This is a genomic window from Brachybacterium sp. GPGPB12, assembly GCF_038396325.1.
Taxonomy (GTDB): domain Bacteria; phylum Actinomycetota; class Actinomycetes; order Actinomycetales; family Dermabacteraceae; genus Brachybacterium; species Brachybacterium conglomeratum.
The window spans coordinates 1,210,877-1,228,961 of record NZ_CP149573.1 but is presented as its reverse complement, the minus strand read 5'-3'; the positions used below and the strand labels follow the sequence as shown (position 1 = coordinate 1,228,961).

Genomic DNA, 18,085 nt, shown 5'->3' with positions numbered 1-18,085 from the left:
CTTCGGACGCGGGAGCTGGCGGGACCAGGATACGGAGCGCCGGGGGACTGCGGCGCAGCGGGCTCGGCACAAGGAAGGGCCGGGGCGGATCACCGCACGGTGATCGGCCCCGGCCCCTGTCAGGAGCGCGCCGCGGTCACAGCGCCGCGGAGATCTCCTCGAGAATGCGGTTGAAGGTCGCCGACGGGCGCATCACCGCGCCGGTCTTCTCCGGGTCGGGACGGTAGTAGCCGCCGATGTCCGCGGGCTCGCCCTGCACCGCGAGCGGCTCCGCGGCGATGGTCTCCTCGCCGTCGGTGAGCTCCTTCGCGATGGGGCCGAAGGCGGTGGCGAGCTCCGCGTCCTCGGTCTGCTTCGCCAGCTCCTGCGCCCAGTACATCGCGAGGTAGAAATGGTCGCCGCGGTTGTCGATCGAGCCGAGCCTGCGCGCGGGGACTTCCCCTCGTTCAGCAGGGTCTCGGTCGCACGGTCCAGCGCGTCGGCCAGCACCGCGGCGCGGGCGTTGTCCGCGGTGTGGGAGAGGTGGCGCAGGGACTCGGCCAGTGCCAGGAACTCGCCGAGAGAGTCCCAGCGCAGGTAGTTCTCCTCGATGAGCCGCTGGACGTGCTTGGGCGCGGAGCCGCCGGCACCGGTCTCGAACAGGCCGCCGCCGTTCATCAGCGGCACCACCGAGAGCATCTTGGCGCTCGTGCCGAGCTCCATGATGGGGAAGAGGTCGGTGAGGTAGTCGCGCAAAGACGTTGCCGGTGACGGAGATGGTGTCCTCGCCGGCGCGGACGCGGGCCAGGGTGTGCTTCGTCGCCTCGACGGGATTCAGGATCCGGAGGTCCAGACCCTCGGTGTCCTCCTCGGCCAGGTACTTCTCGACCTTGGCGATGAGGTTGCGGTCGTGGGCGCGGGTCTCGTCCAGCCAGAACACGGCCGGCATCCCGGACTGGCGCGAGCGGCGCACGGCGAGCCGCACCCAGTCGCGGATCGGCGCGTCCTTGGCCTGGCAGGCGCGGAACACGTCGCCGGCGGCGACCTCGTGGGTCATCAGCGCCGCACCGGAGGAGTCGCGCACCTCGACGCGCCCGTCGGCCGCGATCTCGAAGGTCTTGTCGTGGGAGCCGTACTCCTCGGCCTTCTGTGCCATGAGGCCGACGTTGGGGACGGTGCCCATGGTGGTGGGGTCGAAGGCGCCGTTGGTCTGGCAGTCCTCGATGGTCGCGGAGTAGACGCCCGCGTAGGAGGAGTCGGGGATCACCGCGAGGGTGTCCTGCTCGGCGTCGTCCTTGTTCCACATGTGGCCCGAGGTGCGGATCATCGCCGGCATGGAGGCGTCGATGATGACGTCGGAGGGGACGTGGAGGTTCGTGATGCCCTTGTGGGAGTTCACCATCGCGAGATCGGGGCCCGCGGCGAGGTCCTGGTCGATCGCGGCGCGGGCGCCCTCCCGCACCGACTCGTCGAGCTCGTCGATCCCGGCGAGCAGGCCGCCGAGCCCGTTGTTCGGGGACAGGCCCGCCTCGGCGAGCACGCCGCCGTACTGGGCGAACAGGGTGGGGAAGAAGGCGCGGACCGCGTGGCCGAAGAGGATCGGGTCGGAGACCTTCATCATCGTGGCCTTGAGGTGCAGGGAGAAGAGCACGCCCTGCTCCTTCGCCGCGGCGATCTGCTCGCGCAGGAAGGTCTCCAGCGCCGCGACCCGCATGACGGTGGAGTCGACGACCTCGCCGGCCAGCACCGGCACGGACGGCTTGAGCACGGTCTCCGTGCCGTCGGCGGCGACGTGCACGATCGAGAGGGTGTCCTCGGCGTCCATCACCACGGACTGCTCGTTGGAGCGGAAGTCGTCCGCGCCCATCGTCGCGACCGAGGTCCTGGAGTCCTTGCTCCACTCGCCCATGCGGTGGGGGTGCTTCTTGGCGAAGTTCTTCACCGCGGCGGGGGCGCGGCGGTCGGAGTTGCCCTCGCGCAGGACGGGGTTGACGGCCGAGCCCTTGACCGAGTCGTAGCGGGCGCGGACGTCCTTCTCCTCGTCGGTCTCGGGGTTGTCGGGGTACTCCGGCAGGGCGATGCCCTGGCCCTGCGGCTCGGCGATCGCGGCCTTCAGCCGCGGCACGGAGGCCGAGATGTTGGGCGACTTGATGATGTTCGCCTCGGGCGTCTTCGCGAGCTCGCCCAGCTCGGCGAGCGCGGCCTTCAGGCGCGGCACGGAGGCCGAGATGTTGGGCGACTTGATGATGTTCGCCTCGGGCGTCTTCGCGAGCTCGCCCAGCTCGGCGAGCGCGTCGGCCTCCCGCCGCTCCTCGGGCAGGAGGTCCGAGAACGCCGCGACGATGCGTCCGGCCAGGGAGATGTCACGGGTGGTGACCTCGATCCCGGCGGTGTCGGAGAAGGCGTCGAGGATCGGCAGGAACGAGGCGGTCGCCAGCATCGGTGCCTCGTCGGTGTGGGTGTAGATGATGCGCGCCATGTGTCGCGGGGCTCCCTCGGGTCGATGCGTCATGGATCTCGGGCCAAGACTATCTTGACGTCAAGAATTCTTCGACGGCGGGCACGGCCGTCCGCCGAACCGGACGCCCCCACGGTACGTGAGCGGGGTGCGGGGCGCAGTCCCGGGCGGCCGGTGGATCGACGGGGCGGCCGACGGGACGAGAGAACGGCCGACGAGGAGGCGAGCCGCCGCGGCGGCGAGGCGGAGAGGCGGCGAGTCGCCGCGGCGCTCAGCCGTCCTCGGGCTCGGCGCCCTCGAGCACCTCGAGGTCCCAGGGGTCGGAGAGCACGACGTGGGTGGCGCCCTCGGCGTCGACCGTGACGGCGAAGGCGTGGGCGCGGTAGTCGCCGGGGGAGAGGGCGCCGTGGCAGGTGCCGTGCGTGGTCCAGGCGGTCTCCGCGGTGCTCACCCCCTCGCCGTCCATCCACTGCAGCGGGATGCTCGCCGGCGTTCCGGGCCCCGGCGACGATGACGCCGTCCCCGGGGCGGGTCACCACGATCCCGGTCATCAGGGGCAGGGTGCCGTGGTCCTCGGAGGCGGCGGTGACCTGCGCGGTCGCGCCCGCGCCCGCCTCGTCCTCGCCCGCCTCGGCATGGACGGCGGGGGAGGGGTCGGCGGCGGTGACGCTCAGCCCGGCGCCGTCGCCGACGGGGGCGAGCCCGCGGCCGCGACCGAGGGAGGAGAGGTCCGCGGGGGTCTCGCCGTCCTCCGCCGTGACTGCGCCGGGAACGGCCCGCAGGCGGCCGTCGACCACGTCCAGCAGCACGTCGGCGCTCGCCTCCCAGCCGCTGCGCTGTGCGGCGCGGCCGGAGCCCTCCGGGCCCGCGCCGGACAGGCGCAGCAGGTGCCGCCCGTCGGGCAGCGGGGCGTCGTCGCAGGTGCCGAGCACGAGCCGGGCGGTGACGGTGGAGGGTGCGGGGCCCTCGGTGGTCGTCTCGACCCGGGCCCGCACCACCATCGGCGGAGCCGGGGCGCCGTCGACGCCGAGCGCGTGCCCGTACCCCTCGGCCGGCGCGCCGCGGTCCGCGGGGTGCGCGGGCACGATCACGGCCTCGGGGCGAGCCCGCCGTAGGCGGCGTCGGCTGCGAGGGCGAGGTCGCCGGTGATCATCACCTCGTTGCCCTCCGCCTGCACGCTCGTGGGGGTCAGCGTCCCCGCGTCGCGGGAGGGCAGGGGGTCCTCCGCCGTGCCGGGCTCGCACAGCCAGGCGGGATCCACCGGGACGGTCTCGGCGCCGGCCACCTGCTCGGGGTCCATCGGGGCCGCGGTCGCCGCCGGGCTCGAGGGGTCCTCGCCGCCGAGCGGTCCGGGCGCGCATCGCAGGCGACGAGGGAGGCGGCGAGCGCGAGCGCCCCTGCGGCGGCGGCGATCCGTCCCGGGCGCGCGAGCCCCCTGGCTGTCCTGGTCGTCATCGTGTCCCCCTCCCCGTGGTCCCCGCTCAGAACCTACCGGAGCGTCACAGCACCAGCAGGGTCACCGCCATGACGGCCATGCCGGCGATCAGCGAGTAGATGACCGTGTGGTGCTCCCCGGTCTCCTCCGCGGCGGGCAGCGGCTCGTCCAGGGACACGAACACCATCACCCCGGCCACGCCGGCCAGGATCGCGCCCATCGCGTCGCCGGTGAGCACGGGGGCGAGCAGCAGGTAGCCGATCACGGCGCCGACGGGCTCGGCGAGCCCCGTCATCGTCGCCAGCCAGAACGCCTTGCTGCGCGAGCCGGTCGCGCGGCGCACGGGCACGGCGACGGCGAGGCCCTCGGGGATGTTGTGCAGGGCGATCGCGGCGACCACGGGGATCGCGACCTCGGGGGCCTGCGGCGCGGCGACGAAGGTCGCGAAGCCCTCGGGCACGTTGTGCAGGGCCAGGGCCGCGGCGGTGATCGCGCCGGTTCGCAGCAGGCGGGCGCGCGCGCCCGGTCCTCGAGCCGCTCGTCGGGCTCGCGCACCTCGGACCGTCCGTGGTCGCCGTCCATGCGGCCGGCGAACTCGTGCGGGCTGACGGCGCGGGGGACGAGCCGGTCGAGCACGGCGATCAGCGCGATCCCGACGAAGAAGGAGAGGGTCGCCAGCGCCGTGCCGCGCCCGGTCGGGGGCGCGCCGCCGGAGAGCACCCGGGCGCCCTCGGGCAGCGACTCGACGAAGGAGACGTAGAGCATGACGCCGGCCGACAGGCCCAGCCCGCCGGCGAGGAACCTCGGCCCGGTCCCGCGGCCGAGCACGCCGAGAGCGGCGCCGATCGAGGTGGCGCCGCCGGCGACGAGGGTGAGGAGGAAGGCGACGAGCACCCGTGCACCCTACTGCGCGGTCCGCGCCTCGGCGGGAACCCTCGGCCCGTCCCGTGGTGGGCACCACGGCCGACGCCGGGTGACCGCTCCTAGACTGACCCCATGTCCCCCGCCGACGCCTTCCTCACCGTCACCGACCTGCGCGCCCGCGGCCTGAGCGCCGCCCAGCTCACCGCCGCTCTGCCGCGCGCGGAGCTCGACGTCGCCGCGGCCGCCGAGGCCGTGCGCCCCGTGGTCGAGGACGTCGCCGCCCGCGGCGCCGAGGCGGTGCTCGAGGCCTCCGAGCGCTTCGACGGGATCCGTCCCGCGCATCTGCGGGTCCCCGCCGCGGAGCTGGAGCGCGCCCTCGCGGAGCTCGACCCGCAGATCCGCTCCGCGCTCGAGGAGTCGATCGCCCGGGTGCGCGCGGTCGACGCCGCCCAGGTCCGTCCTGCCGAGACCGTCGAGGTGGTGCCCGGAGGCACCGTCACCCAGCGCTGGGTCCCGGTGCGCCGCGTCGGCCTGTACGTGCCGGGCGGCCGCGCCGTGCGCCCAGCTCCGTGGTGATGAACGTGGTGCCCGCCCAGGCCGCCGGGGTCGAGCAGATCGTGCTCGCCTCCCCGCCGCAGAAGGAGTTCGGCGGCCTGCCCCACCCCACGATCCTCGCCGCCTGCGCGCCGCTCGGAGTCACCGAGGTGCTCGCCGCCGGCGGCGCCCAGGCGATCGCGCCGCTCGCCCACGGCGCGGAGGACCTCGGCGACGGCGACGGGCTCGAGGGCGTGGACCTCGTCACCGGACCCGGCAACGTCTACGTCGCCGCCGCCAAGCGCCTCGTGCGCGGGAAGGTCGGCATCGACGCCGAGGCCGGCCCCACCGAGATCGCGATCCTCGCCGACGACACCGCCGATCCCGCCTTCGTCGCCGCGGACCTCATCTCCCAGGCCGAGCACGACCCGATGGCCGCGAGCGTGCTGGTCACGCCGTCCGAGGCACTGGTCGAGGCCGTCGAGGCGGCGCTCGCCGCGCAGGTTTCCGCCGCCTTCCACCGGGAGCGGATCGAGGAGGCGGCCGCGCGGACCGCAGAGCGGCGCCGTGCTCGTCGCGGACCTCGCCCAGGGCCTCGCGGTCGTGGACGCCTACGGTGCCGAGCACCTCGAGATCCAGACGGCCGGGGCCGACGAGGTCGCCGCACGCGTGACCAACGCCGGCGCCGTCTTCGTCGGCCCCCACAGCCCCGTCAGCCTCGGCGACTACGCCGCGGGCTCCAACCACGTCTTGCCGACGGGCGGCACCTCCCGCTTCACCGGCGGGCTCGGGGTGCAGACCTTCCTGCGCGGCATCCACGTGGTCCGCTACGAGCGCGACGCGCTCGCCGGCGCGCGCGAGGCGGCGACCACGCTCGCCCGCGCCGAGGGGTCGCCCGCCCACGGCACCGCGATCGACGTGCGCTTCGAGGGCTGAGCTCAGCCGGCGTCGGTAGTCCGGTCGGCGTCGGTAGTCCGGTCGGCGCCCGTCGGGGTCTCCTCGACGGCGGCGCGGCGCTCCGCGGCACGCTCGCCCCGGGTGAGCCACAGCGCGATCGCGCGCCAGCCCAGCATCCCGACCGCCAGCACGATCGCGGTGACGATGAGGAAGGACACCTCGGTGCCCGCCCCGAACAGGGTGCGGACCGCCATCCCGGTCGCGAGGGTGATCGCCCACACGAAGAGTCCGTGCGGCCAGATCCGGAACGGGGCGCGCCAGGCGCGGATCGCGAGATGGCCGAGCAACGCGCCGACGGCGAAGGGCCACCCCACCAGGAAGATGTTCTCGGTGGTCAGGGGCGTGCCGTGCCGCACGAAGCCGATGGCGACGAAGAGGATGACGACCAGCAGGTCGCCGACGAGGGCACCCAGGGAACGGAACATCCCGCCAGGGTACTGGGGCGCGGGGTGGAGCTCACCGAGCGAAGGCCCCGGGAGGACCGAGGCGGGATGCGGGGCGAGATGACGATGAGCCACGTCACGTCGACGCCGGCCCCGGGGCCGCGACGCGGACCGGGGGGACCTGCCCCCGCGACGCCAACTACGATGAGTGCCATGTCCGCCTCGCCTGTCCCGACCCGTGAGCCCTCGGTCCTGCCCGTCCCCCGTGACGGCATCGCCGGAGCCGCCCCCTACGGCGCGCCGCGGCTCCCGGTCGCGCATGCGCTGAACGTGAACGAGAACCCCTACGGCCCCTCGGAGGAGCTCGCCGCCGCGATCGGCGCCGCCGCCGCGCAGGCCGCGGCGGGCCTGAACCGCTACCCGGACCGGGAGGCGCTGGACCTGCGCCGCGAGCTGGGGGAGTACCTCGCCGAGGAGTCCGGCGTGCCCGCCCCGCCGGCCGAGGCGGTCTGGGCCGCGAACGGTTCCAACGAGGTCATGCACCAGCTGATGCTCGCCTACGGCGGCCCCGGCCGCACGGCGCTCGGCTTCACGCCGCACTACTCGATGTACCCCGAGTACGCGCGCGACACCTTTACCGCCTGGGTCACCGCCGAGCGGGGCCCTGCTCCCGACTTCGCGCTCACCGCGGAGACGGTCACCGCCGCGATCGCCGAGCACCGGCCCTCGATCGTGGTGCTCACCTCGCCGAACAACCCCACCGGCACGGCGCTCGACCTCGACGTCGCCCGCGCCGCCGCCCGCGCGCTCGAGCCCGCCCGCGGGTCGCTCGTGGTCGACGAGGCCTACGGCGAGTTCCGCCGCGACGGGGTGCCCAGCGCCCTCACCCTCCTGGCCGAGCACCCGAACCTCGTCGTGGCCCGCACCATGTCCAAGGCCTTCGCGCTCGCCGGCGCCCGCCTCGGCTATCTCGTCGCCGATCCCGTGATCGTCGACACCGTGCGCGTGGTGCGTCTGCCCTACCACCTCTCCGCCCTCACCCAGGCGGTGGCCCGCACCGCCCTCGCCCACCGGGAGGAGCCGCTGGGGAAGGTCGCGCTCGCTGCGCACCGAGCGCGACGCGCTCGCCGCCCATCTCGCCGGTCGCGGTCACGAGGTCGCTCCGTCCGACGCCAACTTCGTCCTCTTCCGCGCCTTCGCCGACCGCGACGACGTGTTCCAGGCCCTCCTGGAGCGCGACGTGCTGATCCGCGCCGTCGGGCCGGCCGGCTGGCTCCGCGTCAGCGTGGGCACCCCCGAGGACAACACCGCATTCCGCACCGCCCTCGAGGAGGCCGACCCCCGATGACCGAGACCGCCCGCCCGTCGCGCACCGCGACCCTCTCCCGCACCACCCGGGAGTCCTCCGTCGAGGTCAGCCTCGACATCGACGGCACCGGCCAGGTGGACATCTCCACCTCCGTGCCCTTCTTCGACCACATGCTCACGGCCCTGGGCACCCACGCCCGCTTCGATCTCACCGTGCGGGCGACGGGCGACACCCACATCGACGCCCACCACACCGTCGAGGACACCGCGATCGTGCTCGGCCAGGCGGCGCGCGAGGCGCTCGGCGACAAGCACGGCATCACCCGCTTCGGCGACGCGCTGGTCCCGCTGGACGAGGCGCTCGCCCAGGCCGTCGTGGATCTCTCCGGCCGCCCCTACTGCGTCCACTCCGGGGAGAGCGAGGGCCAGGCCACCCACCTCATCGGCGGGCACTTCACCGGCTCGCTGACCCGTCACGTCTTCGAGTCCCTCGCCCACCACGCCGCGATCTGCCTGCACATCCGGGTGATCGAGGGCCGCGACCCGCACCACATCGTCGAGGCGCAGTTCAAGGCGCTCGCCCGGGCGCCGCGCGCCGCCTGCGCCCCCGACGACCGGGTCCTCGGCGTGCCGTCCACCAAGGGAGCGCTGTGAGCACCGACGACACCACCGGCCGCGGGCCCGAGCCCGAGGACATCGACGCCGAGTTCGCCCGCCTCACCGAGGGGCTCTCCCTCGACGACGCGTCGCTGACCGTCGAGGACGTCCTGTCCGACGCCTCGGCCGCGCCCGAGGAGGACGAGGTCCCCACGATCGCCGTGGTCGCGACCTCCGTCGCGACCGCGAAGGCGCTCGCCGGCGTGATCCGGCTGGGCCGCGAGGCGCGCACCGACGGGATCGACATCCCCACCGACTCCCGCACCTTCGACACCGCCACCGGCGCGGTCGCCGTCGGCCCGCTGTCCGAGGCGGCGGCGCACGACCTCGCCGCGATCACCTCCACCGCCCTGCGCCGCAACGGCATCGTGGTCTTCTGGCGCCGCGGCGACCGCATGACCGCGACCCGGTACAAGAACGGCGAGCGCGGCGAGGACATCTCGCCCGCGATCGTGCTCGGCGCCGTCGACGACCTCGTCGAGGAGCCGCTGCTGGGCACGACCTCGCTCGACGAGCTCGGCGAGGGCCTCGACCCCGCCTCGCTCACCCGGGCCGAGGCGCTGGAGTGGATCTCCTCCGGCGGGAGGAAGCGCCCGTGAGCGCGACCGAGCCCGCGTCGTCGGCCGCCGCGAGCCCCGCGGACGCAGCGGCCACCGCCGGAGCGCCGGGTCCCGCGCCGCGCGTGGTCGTCCTCGACCACGGCTCCGGCAACGTCCGCTCCGTCGTCCGCGCCCTCGAGGCCGCGGGCGCCGAGGTCGAGCTCACCGCGGACCGCGAGCGCGCCCTCGCGGCCGACGGGCTTGTCGTCCCCGGCGTCGGCGCCTACTCCGCGACCCTCGCGCAGATCCTCGCCGTCGGCGGCGACCGGATCATCGAGCGCCGCCTGGCCGGCGGCCTGCCGGTGCTCGGCATCTGCGTGGGCCTGCAGGCGATGTTCGAGGCCGGCACCGAGCACGGCGAGCGCACCCGCGGACTCGGCCAGTGGCCGGGCGAGGTCACCCATCTCCAGGCCGAGGTCGTGCCCCACATGGGCTGGAACACCGTCGAGCCCGCGCCCGGCGCGCGCTGTTCGCCGGGATCGAGCAGGAGCGGTTCTACTTCGTCCACTCCTACGCCGCCCGCGGCTGGGAGCTGGAGGACACCGGCCCGCTCAAGGCGCCGCAGGTGACCTGGGCCCAGCACGAGCAGGACCGCTTCGTCGCCGCCGTCGAGAACGGGGCGCTCAGCGCCACCCAGTTCCACCCCGAGAAGTCCGGCGCGGCCGGCGCCCGCCTGCTCGCGAACTGGCTGGGCACCCTGCCGCGCCGCGACCGGGAGCAGGACGCATGATCCTCGCGTTCCTGATGCTCTTCGCCGGCGGGATGCTCCTCGGCGGCGCCTGGTCCTTCTACCGCTCGAAGAAGCCCTGGTGGGCGATCGCGGGACTGGCCGTGCTCGGCCTCGTGTGCCTGGGCATCTCCTTCTGGCGCATCCAGAGCGGCTGAGCACGCCTCCCCACCCCGTCCGTCCCCGCGCCCGACCGGGCACCACACCCTCAGTCCCAGGAGGACCCCCATGACCGCTCCCGTGCTCGAGCCGCTCCCCGCCGTCGACGTGCAGGGAGGCCAGGCCGTCCGCCTCGTCCAGGGCGAGGCCGGTACCGAGACCGGCTACGGCGCGCCGCTGGACGCCGCACTGGCCTTCCAGGAGGGCGGCGCGAACTGGTCGCACCTGGTCGACCTCGACGCCGCCTTCGGCCGCGGCTCCAACGCCTCCCTGCTCGCCGAGGTCGTCGCCGCCGTGGACATGAACGTCGAGCTCTCCGGCGGGATCCGCGACGACGAGTCCCTCGCCGCGGCGCTCGCCACCGGCGCCGCCGCGTGAACCTCGGCACCGCCGCCCTCGAGAACCCCGAGTGGACGGCCGACATCATCGCCGAGCACGGCGACCGCATCGCGGTCGGCCTCGACGTGCGCGGCACCACCCTCGCCGCGCGCGGCTGGACCCGCGAGGGCGGCGACCTGTGGGAGACCCTCGAGCGTCTCGACGCCGCCGGTCGCCAGCGCTACGTCGTCACCGACGTCACCAAGGACGGCACGCTCCAGGGCCCGAACGTGGACCTGCTCGCCCAGGTCTGCGAGCGCACCGACGCGAAGGTCGTCGCCTCCGGCGGCATCTCCTCCCTCGACGACCTGCGCGCGCCGCGCGCGAGCTGGTCCCCGTCGGGGTCGAGGGCGCGATCGTGGGCAAGGCGCTGTATGCGCAGGCCTTCACGATGGGCGAGGCACTCGACGTCGCGGGACGCCCGTGACCTCCGATAACACCTCGCGGAACGAGGACCACGGCCCGACGGGCCCGGACGCCGCCCCCGGCGAACGGGCCCGTCGGTCCCTGCCCTCCCACTTCCGCGAGAAGTCCCCGCTGACCGACACCGCGGGCGTTACCTGGGAGGGCCGCGACTACACCGTCAGCCCGTTCCCCGGCGACGACGGCGCGACGCCGGCGCACCTCGCCGAGGCGCGCGGGCGCACCGGGCGGGCCGGGACCCGCACCGACGCGCGCTCGTCGCCGCGCTCGCGACCTCCCGGGTGCTGGTGCCGATCATGGCGGTCGCGACCGAGACGGGCGCCACCGCCCACGGCCTCACCGGCGACAACGGCGCCGACATGGCGATGGTCTCGATCACCGCGCCCGACGGGACGACGGTGCCGCCGCTGTTCACCTCCGTCGACCAGCTCTCCGCCTGGCGCGGAGACGCCCGGCCCGTGCCCGTGGTCGCGCCGCAGGCGGCGCAGGCCGCGGTCCAGGAGGGCCGCACCGCGCCGCTGCTGGACGCCGCGACGCCCGAGGCCGAGGGCGGCCCCGTGCTGCCGCCGCGCTCGGTGCTGTGGGCGCTCGCGCAGGGGCGCGAGTGGATCCCGCCGCACGAGGACGGCGAGCTCGCCGCGGAGCTCGAGCGGGTCGGGACCTCCGCCTCGCCCGCCGTGCTTGGCCTCGCGGCCCGCGCCGGCGAGCGCGCCGAGGTGGATCTCCACCTGCGGCCGCGCCCCGGGGCTGACCGCGGAGCAGGTCTCCGCGGTGGTCCAGCTGGTGACGCAGGGCCTCGGGGGCTCGCAGCTCGTCGCCGAGCGGATCAGCTCGATGCGGCTCGTGCTCGGCTCCTGAACCGGAGCCGGTGCTGGTGCCGGAGCCGGAGCCGCGACCCGGCCCGCGACGCCGCGGCCCGACCTCGTCAGGAGACCCGGCCGGTGTACTTCTCGCCCGGCGCCTTGCCCGGCTCGTCGGGGAAGGGCAGGGCCTCGGCGAAGGCGAGCTGAAGGGAGCGCAGACCGTCGCGCAGCGAGCGGGCGTGCTCGTTGCCGATCTCGGGAGCGGCGGCGGTGACCAGGCCCGCGAGGGCGGTGATCAGCTTCCGCGCCTCGGCGAGGTCCTGGTACTGCCCGGTCTCCTCGTCCTCGGCGAGGCCCACCTTCACCGCCGCGGCGCTCATCAGGTGCACGCAGGCGGAGGTGATGATCTCGACCGAGGAGACCTCGGCGATGTCGCGCGACTCGTCGGCGCTGATCCCCTCGTCGTGGCTGTGCGGGGCGTCGTGGCTGTGTGCGGCGTCGTGCGCGTGCGGGGTGCTGTCGTGGGAGTGCTCGGTCACTGGGGGTCCTTCGTTCTCGGTCCGCGTCCGGGTCGGACGCGGTGCGGGGGTGGTGGTCCGCGGCGGGCGGGGGGAGCGGCTCAGTCGGCCAGGGGCAGGGAGCCGCTCGTGCCCCCGCCGAGGTCGACGAGGATCGCGGAGGGCTCGGTGCCGATCGGCACGTCGAAGACCAGGTGGACGGTGCCGCCGCCGCCGCCCGGGATCTGGGTGGGCCTCTTGCTGTCGGCGATGTGCACGCGGCTCGCGTCGAGGTCGAGCGGGTGGGTGGCGCCGTCGGCGGACTCCAGCGAGATCGACTCCGGGGTGAGCGGCACCGCCCGGTCTCCCTGGTTGTCGATCTCGACGGTGGCGATGACGAACTCGCCCTCCGGCTCGACCGGGTCGGAGCGGTCGCCGACGCCGCGCACGCCCGCTTCGGTGCTCACCGTGGTCATCCGGATCTCGCCGATCGTCGCGCCGCCGCCGGAGGCCCCGTCCTGCGGGGCGGCGGTCCCGGCGGGCGCCGACGGATCGGAGTCGCCCGGGTCGTCGGAGCCGAGGGCGCGGAAGGCGAGGATCCCCCCGCCGACGGCTATGGCGAGGACCAGCACGGCGACGAGGACGATCGCGCCGATGAGCAGACCGCGGCGGGAGCCCTTCGCCTCGTCGGGGTCCTGTACTTTGGCGGGCCGACGGTTCGGGACGGCCGGGAGCGGGGAGGGGTCGGGAACCCCTCGGGCACCGGGCGCAAGATCGCGCGGGGAGCGGTGACGCCTTGGACGCCGGTGACGGAGCGGCGCTCGGTCTCGGAGAGGTCGTCCGGGCCTTCGGTCTGCTGGGCGGGCTCGGCGGGCTCGCCGCCGCCCGGGGCCGGGAGCTCTTCGTCGTTCCCGTAGCCGTACTCGTGGGAGGCGTCCACGGGGCCCTGCGGGGCGGGCGGCTCCGGGGTGCCGGCCGGCTCCGCGGGGGCGGGGTCAGTGCGGAGCGCTGGCCGGTCGTCCTGCTCGGACGCCTCGCGGTCGGTGTGCACCTGTACTCCTCGCTGATCGCGGCCTGGCGGCGCGACGCACATCACCTGGACGTCCGTCGTACTCCTGGTAGGATAGACGACTGGAACAGGTCGAAACCCTCGTCATACGTTCCTCAAGTGGAGTCCCTTCCCACCTCGTGGCGTCCAGCCGCTGGGTCAGTATCGCAGTCGGGCGTCATCGTCCGGCGAGCGGGCCGTCGCGCCCGACCGCCGTCGCAGCGCTCGCACCTTGGGCCTCCGCATGACTGCGGGGGCCTTCGTCGTCTTCCGACTCGAAACAAGGTGAGGAGCCAACATCAGCGAACAGCGCATCAACGGTCAGATCAGGGTCCCCAAGGTCCTCCTGGTCGGTCCCAACGGCGAGCAGGTCGGTGAGGTCCGTGTCGAGGACGCCCTGCGTCTCGCCCAGGAAGCAGACCTCGACCTGGTCGAGGTCGCACCGGGTGCGAACCCGCCCGTCGCGCGGCTCATGGATTACGGCAAGTACAAGTACGAAGCCAACCTGAAGGCCCGCGAGGCTCGGAAGAACCAGGCGAACACGGTCCAGAAGGAAATCCGGATGGGCCTGAAGATCGACACGCACGACTACGAGACCAAGCGTCGCAACGTTGAGAAGTTCCTCGACGGCGGCGACAAGGTGAAGGTCATCATCCGCTTCCGCGGCCGTGAGCAGTCCCGTCCCGAGCGGGGCGTCAAGCTCCTGCGGCGCATGGCGGAGGACGTCTCGGAGTACGGCTTCGTCGAGTCCCACCCGCGGCAGGACGGCCGCAACATGGTGATGGTCTTCGGGCCTCACAAGAAGAAGGCCCAGGCCATGGCCGAGGCCCGCAAGCGCAAGACCGACGCCGAGAAGGTAGCGGCCCGCGGCAAGGACGACGAGTCCGCGCCCGAGGCCGAGGCCGGCGCCGAGTCCTGAGAACGTCACAAGGAGAAACAGGCCAATGCCGAAGAACAAGACCCACTCGGGTACCAAGAAGCGCGTCCGCGTCACCGGCTCGGGCAAGCTCATGCGGGAGAAGGCGAACGCTCGCCACCTCCTGGAGCACAAGTCCTCCACCCGCAAGCGCCGTCTGGGCTCCGACACCGATGTGTCCAAGGCCGATGCCAAGCGCATGAAGAAGCCGCTGGGCCGCTGATCGCCCACGCGGGAGCACGGCTCCCGCGACCCTGAACTTACGATCGAAGGAGTATCACGTGGCACGCGTGAAGCGGGCGGTCAACGCCCAGAAGAAGCGTCGGGAGATCCTCGAGCAGGCCAGCGGCTACCGCGGCCAGCGCTCGCGCCTGTACCGCAAGGCGAAGGAGCAGGTGCCGCACTCGCAGACCTACAACTTCCGCGACCGCAAGAAGCGCAAGGGCGACTTCCGTCAGCTCTGGATCCAGCGCATCAACGCGGCGTCCCGCGCCAACGGCCTGACCTACAACCGCTTCATCCAGGGCCTCGGCCTCGCGGGTGTCGAGGTGGACCGTCGCATGCTCGCCGAGCTCGCCGTCAACGACGCGCCGGCTTTCGCCGCCCTGGTCGAGGTCGCCAAGAACGCCCTCCCCAAGGACGTCAACGCCCCCGCGGCCTGACATCGCTGCCCGTCCAGCGATGACCGAGCGCCCGGATCAGTCCCCGATCACCTCCCCCGCTCCGAGCGGGTGCGGAAGGTGGCGGCGCTGACCGGGCGCTCGGCGCGTCGCAAGCAGGGACGCTTCCGCGTCGAGGGGCCGCAGGCCGCGCGCTCCCTCCTCGGGCATCGGCCCGACCTGGCCCTCGAGGTGCACCTCACCGAGCGCGCCGCCGAGGCGCACCCCGAGCTCGAGCGCCTCGCCCGCGAGGCGGGGGTCCCGGCCCGCCTCGTCGACGAGCAGATCCTGCGCGCCATGGTCCGCGAGAGCGGCCCGGCCGACGCGACCGCCGACGGCGGGTCCGGTCCCGCCGGCTCCGTCGGCACGGGCGCCCCGGGAGCGCTCGTCTCCCCGCAGGGCGTCGTCGCCGTCGGGGCCCTGCCCGCCGAGGACCCGGACGCCGCGACCGCCGCGCTGGAGGCGCCGCCCGATGACGGGCCGCTCACAGTGGTCGTGCTCCACGAGGTCCGCGACCCTGGGAACGTCGGCACCCTGATCCGCACCGCGGACGCCGCCGGCGCCGACCTCGTCTTGCTGACCCGCACCAGCGCCGACCCGTACTCGCCGAAGGCCGTGCGGGCGAGCGTCGGCGGGCTCTTCCACCTCCCCGTCCTCACCGGCGCCGAGAGCGGGTCCCTGCTCGAGGCGCTCGCCGCCCGTGACATCACCGCCGCCGCGACCAGCGGCTACGCGGACTCCGAGCTGTTCGACGTCGACCTGCCGGACCGGATCGCGTGGATCCTCGGCAACGAGGCGCACGGGCTCGACGAGGAGACCCTCGCCGCCGCTCCGCTGACCGTGCGGATCCCGCTGGCCGGCCACGCGGAGTCGCTGAACGTGCACACCGCCGCGACCGTCTGCCTCTTCGAGACCCTCCGCCGACGGCGGGCCGGGGCATGAGCGCGCCCGTCGCGGAGACCGCCCCCGCGCGCCGCCGCGGCCCCGGCCGCGCCCTCGGCGCCGCCGCGGTCCCCCTCCTGCTCCTGCTGGCCCTGCTCGCCGCGGGGCTCGGCATGCTCGCCACCGGGGCGCTGTCCCCGGCGACCCTCGTGCCCGCCTCGCCGCTGGTGACCTTCGGGTCGCCCGTCGTGCGCGCGCGCACCACCTCGGCCTGCTCCTCGCCGTCGGCGCGGGCGCGACCGCCGTGCTCCTGCTGCCCGGCCCCTCGCGCCGCGAGGCGACGGTGCTGGACCCGCTGCGCCGCCGCGCCGTGCGCCTCGCCGCCGCCGGAGCGCTGCTGTGGACCCTCGCCGCGCTCGCCCAGATCCCGCTCGGCGGGCTCGAGGCGACCGGTGCCGGCACCGCGCTGAACGTCTGGGACGTCGCGATGGGCGGGGCGCTCGGCCGACTGCAGATGCTCGTCGCCGTGCTCGCCGCCCTCGCGACCCTCGCCTACGCCCTCGCCCGATCCACCGTGCTGGCCTGCTGGGGGCTCGCCTTCGCAGGCCTCGGCACGCTGTCGCTGGGACTGGTGGGGCATGCCGGGGCGAGCCTGGACCACATCAACGCCGTCAACGCCATGGCGCGCACCTCGTCGCCGTCACCGTCTGGGCGGGCGGGCTCCTGGCCATCGCGCCGCTCGCCGGGCGGATGGACGACGAGGTGCTCGGCGTCGTGGTCCGCCGCTACTCGCCCTGGGCCCTGGCCGCGGTGGTCTCGCTGGCGCTCAGCGGCCTGATCAGCGCCGGGATCCGTCTGTCGGGCTGGGGGGATCTGGTCACGACCGGTTACGGCCGGGTCGTGCTCGCCAAGGCGCTCGGTCTCGTCGTCCTCGCCGTGCTCGGCGCCCTCCAGCGCGCACGGCTCGGCGAGCGGCTCCGCTTCCGCCACCTCGCCCTCACCGAGGGCGTGCTGATGGCCGCCGTGATCGGGGCGTCGATCGCGCTGGGCCGCTCCGCCCCGCCCGTGCCGCAGTCGGTCCCCGCCAGCGGCGACCTGAAGGTGCTCTCGCTGGCGGGCTTCCTCCCGCCCGAGCAGGAGTTCTCGCCCACGACGATGTTCACCGTCGTCCAGCCGGACTGGATCGCGATCGCCCTCGCCGTGGTGATGGCGGGGCTGTATCTGACCGGGGCGGTGCGCCTGGCACGGCGCGGCGACGACTGGCCGTGGCATCGCACCCTCGCCTTCCTCGCCGGTCGCCTCGCCTTCGCCTGGGTGATCTCCGGCGGCGCGGCGGCCTGGGGGAAGTTCCGCTTCGACGCCCACATGGTCCAGCACATGGCGATGATGATGATCGTGCCGCCGCTGTGGGTGCTCGGCGCGCCGGTGACGATGCTGTCCCGCGCCACTTCGCCCCGCACCGACGGGTCCCGCGGGGTGCGCGAGTGGGTGCTGGCCGCCCTGCACTCGGGCTACTCGCGGCTGATCTCCTCCCCGCCGGTGGCCGGGCTGATCTTCGCCGGCTCGCTGGTGATCTTCTACTTCACCCCGCTGTTCGAGCTGGCGATGTACAACCATCTCGGCCATGTGCTGATGACGGTGCACTTCCTCGCCTCGGGCTATCTCTTCGCCTGGGTGCTGATCGGCATCGACCCCTCCACCAAGCCGATCAATCCGGTGCTGAAGCTGATCACGCCGCTGGTGACCCTCGCGTTCCACGCCTTCTTCGGGATCGCGCTGTACTCGGCGACCTGGCTGGTCGCGGAGGGCTGGTACTCGGAGCTGGGGATGTACGGCCCCGACCGGCTGATGCTGATCCAGGAGCGGGGCGCCTCGATCATGTGGGCGATCTCCGAGGTGCCGACGGTCGGGTACGCGATCATCGTGGCGGTGCTGTGGATGAAGTCCGAGGACCGACGGGCCCGGCAGTACGACCGCAAGGCCGAGCGGGACGGCGGCGCCGAGCTCGCCGCGTACAACGCCTATCTCGAGAGCCTGCGCGGGGGAGGCGGCGCACCCGCGCCCGCCGCAGGTGCGGACAGCCCGGCGGACAGCGCGCCGGACGGCGCCGGTGAGCGCCGGGACGGCTGAATCGCTCGAGCCTACTCGCCGTCCGGGCGGCCGGCTGGTGAGCGGTCTGCTCGTTCGAATGCTGCTGTGACGAGCGCAAAGACAAGACCGAATAGCACCGCGAACGTAATCGCCGGCCCCGTCACCCCGCCGTCCAGCACGGCCCTGAGGGCGAGCGCCAGCACAGCGGTCATGACTCCGCGGATGACGGCTCTCTTCCAGGGTGCAGAAGGCATGGGTGCGCGCATGACGCCATGGTGGCACGATCAACCCGGTGCGTCCTCTAGCGTGGTGGCATCCCCGGGGCGGC

Annotated in this window: 18 protein-coding genes and 5 pseudogenes; 15 read left to right on the top strand and 8 right to left on the bottom strand. The window is 74.2% G+C overall.

What is annotated here, in order from left to right:
• Positions 1 to 136 precede the first annotated feature (136 nt).
• The 4 genes and pseudogenes from WKH84_RS06900 to WKH84_RS06885 form a co-directional block, all read right to left on the bottom strand.
• Positions 137 to 2,458: pseudogene (locus WKH84_RS06900) on the bottom strand (NADP-dependent isocitrate dehydrogenase).
• 29 nt (positions 2,459 to 2,487) lie between these two features.
• On the bottom strand, positions 2,488 to 3,522 hold the full coding sequence (locus WKH84_RS06895; protein ID WP_341856098.1) for a hypothetical protein: 1,035 nt from the start codon (positions 3,520 to 3,522) through the stop codon (positions 2,488 to 2,490).
• A 2-nt stretch (positions 3,523 to 3,524) separates the two neighbouring features.
• The gene (locus WKH84_RS06890) at positions 3,525 to 3,737 is read right to left on the bottom strand and encodes a hypothetical protein (protein WP_341856097.1); all 213 of its coding nucleotides are present in this window, start codon (positions 3,735 to 3,737) and stop codon (positions 3,525 to 3,527) included.
• A 199-nt stretch (positions 3,738 to 3,936) separates the two neighbouring features.
• Complete coding sequence (locus WKH84_RS06885) at positions 3,937 to 4,332, bottom strand: ZIP family metal transporter (RefSeq protein WP_341856096.1); 396 nt, start codon at positions 4,330 to 4,332, stop codon at positions 3,937 to 3,939.
• 536 nt (positions 4,333 to 4,868) lie between these two features.
• Between WKH84_RS06885 and hisD the strand changes: the two are divergent.
• Positions 4,869 to 6,206, top strand: a pseudogene (gene hisD, locus WKH84_RS06880) (histidinol dehydrogenase).
• Between the two features lie 2 nt (positions 6,207 to 6,208).
• Here the strand turns inward: hisD and WKH84_RS06875 are convergent.
• On the bottom strand, positions 6,209 to 6,652 hold the full coding sequence (locus tag WKH84_RS06875) for a DUF3054 domain-containing protein (RefSeq protein ID WP_341856095.1): 444 nt from the start codon (positions 6,650 to 6,652) through the stop codon (positions 6,209 to 6,211).
• Positions 6,653 to 6,823: 171 nt separating this feature from the next.
• Here WKH84_RS06875 and WKH84_RS06870 point away from each other — a divergent pair.
• The 7 genes and pseudogenes from WKH84_RS06870 to WKH84_RS06840 all read left to right on the top strand — a co-directional run bounded on the left by WKH84_RS06870 (position 6,824) and on the right by WKH84_RS06840 (position 11,871).
• A pseudogene (locus WKH84_RS06870) lies at positions 6,824 to 7,958 on the top strand (histidinol-phosphate transaminase).
• Positions 7,955 to 8,572, top strand: a complete 618-nt coding sequence (gene hisB, locus WKH84_RS06865; RefSeq protein WP_341856094.1) for an imidazoleglycerol-phosphate dehydratase HisB — start codon at positions 7,955 to 7,957, stop codon at positions 8,570 to 8,572. Before WKH84_RS06870 ends, hisB begins: the two are co-directional and overlap by 4 nt.
• The gene (locus WKH84_RS06860) at positions 8,569 to 9,174 is read left to right on the top strand and encodes a hypothetical protein (RefSeq protein ID WP_341856093.1); all 606 of its coding nucleotides are present in this window, start codon (positions 8,569 to 8,571) and stop codon (positions 9,172 to 9,174) included. Before hisB ends, WKH84_RS06860 begins: the two co-directional genes overlap by 4 nt.
• A gap of 83 nt (positions 9,175 to 9,257) precedes the next feature.
• A pseudogene (gene hisH / locus WKH84_RS06855) lies at positions 9,258 to 9,904 on the top strand (imidazole glycerol phosphate synthase subunit HisH).
• On the top strand, positions 9,901 to 10,059 hold the full coding sequence (locus WKH84_RS06850) for a hypothetical protein (RefSeq protein ID WP_010550150.1): 159 nt from the start codon (positions 9,901 to 9,903) through the stop codon (positions 10,057 to 10,059). The pseudogene hisH and the gene WKH84_RS06850 overlap by 4 nt, the downstream one beginning before the upstream one ends.
• Positions 10,060 to 10,129: 70 nt before the next feature.
• Positions 10,130 to 10,865: pseudogene (gene priA, locus WKH84_RS06845) on the top strand (bifunctional 1-(5-phosphoribosyl)-5-((5-phosphoribosylamino)methylideneamino)imidazole-4-carboxamide isomerase/phosphoribosylanthranilate isomerase PriA).
• A gap of 133 nt (positions 10,866 to 10,998) precedes the next feature.
• On the top strand, positions 10,999 to 11,871 hold the full coding sequence (locus WKH84_RS06840; RefSeq protein ID WP_341856801.1) for an SseB family protein: 873 nt from the start codon (positions 10,999 to 11,001) through the stop codon (positions 11,869 to 11,871).
• Here WKH84_RS06840 and WKH84_RS06835 read toward each other — a convergent pair.
• From WKH84_RS06835 to WKH84_RS06825, 3 genes are all read right to left on the bottom strand, one after another.
• Positions 11,787 to 12,119 carry a DUF1844 domain-containing protein gene (locus WKH84_RS06835; protein WP_341856800.1) on the bottom strand — a complete coding sequence of 111 codons (333 nt, stop codon included), beginning with the start codon at positions 12,117 to 12,119 and terminating at the stop codon, positions 11,787 to 11,789. The two genes, WKH84_RS06840 and WKH84_RS06835, sit on opposite strands and share 85 nt — an antisense overlap.
• Positions 12,120 to 12,283: 164 nt before the next feature.
• Positions 12,284 to 12,793, bottom strand: coding sequence for a DUF4352 domain-containing protein (locus WKH84_RS06830; protein ID WP_341856092.1), 510 nt, complete (start codon positions 12,791 to 12,793; stop codon positions 12,284 to 12,286).
• Entirely contained in the window at positions 12,775 to 13,212 is a 438-nt protein-coding gene (locus WKH84_RS06825; RefSeq protein WP_341856091.1) for a hypothetical protein, read from the bottom strand. The genes WKH84_RS06830 and WKH84_RS06825 overlap by 19 nt, the downstream gene beginning before the upstream one ends.
• Positions 13,213 to 13,507: 295 nt before the next feature.
• On the opposite strand from WKH84_RS06825, the gene infC reads away from it, so the two are divergent.
• The 7 genes from infC (at position 13,508) to WKH84_RS06790 (ending at position 17,796) form a co-directional block, all read left to right on the top strand.
• Positions 13,508 to 14,128 (top strand): translation initiation factor IF-3, encoded by a 621-nt coding sequence (gene infC, locus WKH84_RS06820; RefSeq protein WP_341856799.1) that lies wholly within the window; start codon positions 13,508 to 13,510, stop codon positions 14,126 to 14,128.
• Positions 14,129 to 14,153: 25 nt separating this feature from the next.
• Positions 14,154 to 14,348, top strand: coding sequence for a 50S ribosomal protein L35 (rpmI, locus tag WKH84_RS06815; protein ID WP_341856090.1), 195 nt, complete (start codon positions 14,154 to 14,156; stop codon positions 14,346 to 14,348).
• A gap of 58 nt (positions 14,349 to 14,406) precedes the next feature.
• The gene (rplT, locus tag WKH84_RS06810; RefSeq protein ID WP_341856089.1) at positions 14,407 to 14,787 is read left to right on the top strand and encodes a 50S ribosomal protein L20; all 381 of its coding nucleotides are present in this window, start codon (positions 14,407 to 14,409) and stop codon (positions 14,785 to 14,787) included.
• A 69-nt stretch (positions 14,788 to 14,856) separates the two neighbouring features.
• The gene (locus WKH84_RS06805; RefSeq protein ID WP_341856088.1) at positions 14,857 to 15,726 is read left to right on the top strand and encodes an RNA methyltransferase; all 870 of its coding nucleotides are present in this window, start codon (positions 14,857 to 14,859) and stop codon (positions 15,724 to 15,726) included.
• Entirely contained in the window at positions 15,723 to 16,136 is a 414-nt protein-coding gene (locus tag WKH84_RS06800) for a hypothetical protein (RefSeq protein WP_341856087.1), read from the top strand. Before WKH84_RS06805 ends, WKH84_RS06800 begins: the two co-directional genes overlap by 4 nt.
• The gene (locus tag WKH84_RS06795; RefSeq protein WP_341856086.1) at positions 16,037 to 16,504 is read left to right on the top strand and encodes a hypothetical protein; all 468 of its coding nucleotides are present in this window, start codon (positions 16,037 to 16,039) and stop codon (positions 16,502 to 16,504) included. Before WKH84_RS06800 ends, WKH84_RS06795 begins: the two co-directional genes overlap by 100 nt.
• Positions 16,429 to 17,796, top strand: a complete 1,368-nt coding sequence (locus WKH84_RS06790) for a bifunctional copper resistance protein CopD/cytochrome c oxidase assembly protein (protein ID WP_341856085.1) — start codon at positions 16,429 to 16,431, stop codon at positions 17,794 to 17,796. The genes WKH84_RS06795 and WKH84_RS06790 overlap by 76 nt, the downstream gene beginning before the upstream one ends.
• Positions 17,797 to 18,085: the final 289 nt, after the last annotated feature.

Coding starts and splice junctions, on each gene's coding strand:
- hisB (WP_341856094.1), top strand. CDS start 7,955: ATGACCGAGACCGCCCGCCCGTCGCGCACCGCGACCCTCTCCCGCACC.
- WKH84_RS06890 (WP_341856097.1), bottom strand. CDS start 3,737: ATGGACCCCGAGCAGGTGGCCGGCGCCGAGACCGTCCCGGTGGATCCC.
- WKH84_RS06875 (WP_341856095.1), bottom strand. CDS start 6,652: ATGTTCCGTTCCCTGGGTGCCCTCGTCGGCGACCTGCTGGTCGTCATC.
- rpmI (WP_341856090.1), top strand. CDS start 14,154: ATGCCGAAGAACAAGACCCACTCGGGTACCAAGAAGCGCGTCCGCGTC.
- WKH84_RS06850 (WP_010550150.1), top strand. CDS start 9,901: ATGATCCTCGCGTTCCTGATGCTCTTCGCCGGCGGGATGCTCCTCGGC.
- WKH84_RS06800 (WP_341856087.1), top strand. CDS start 15,723: ATGAGCGCGCCCGTCGCGGAGACCGCCCCCGCGCGCCGCCGCGGCCCC.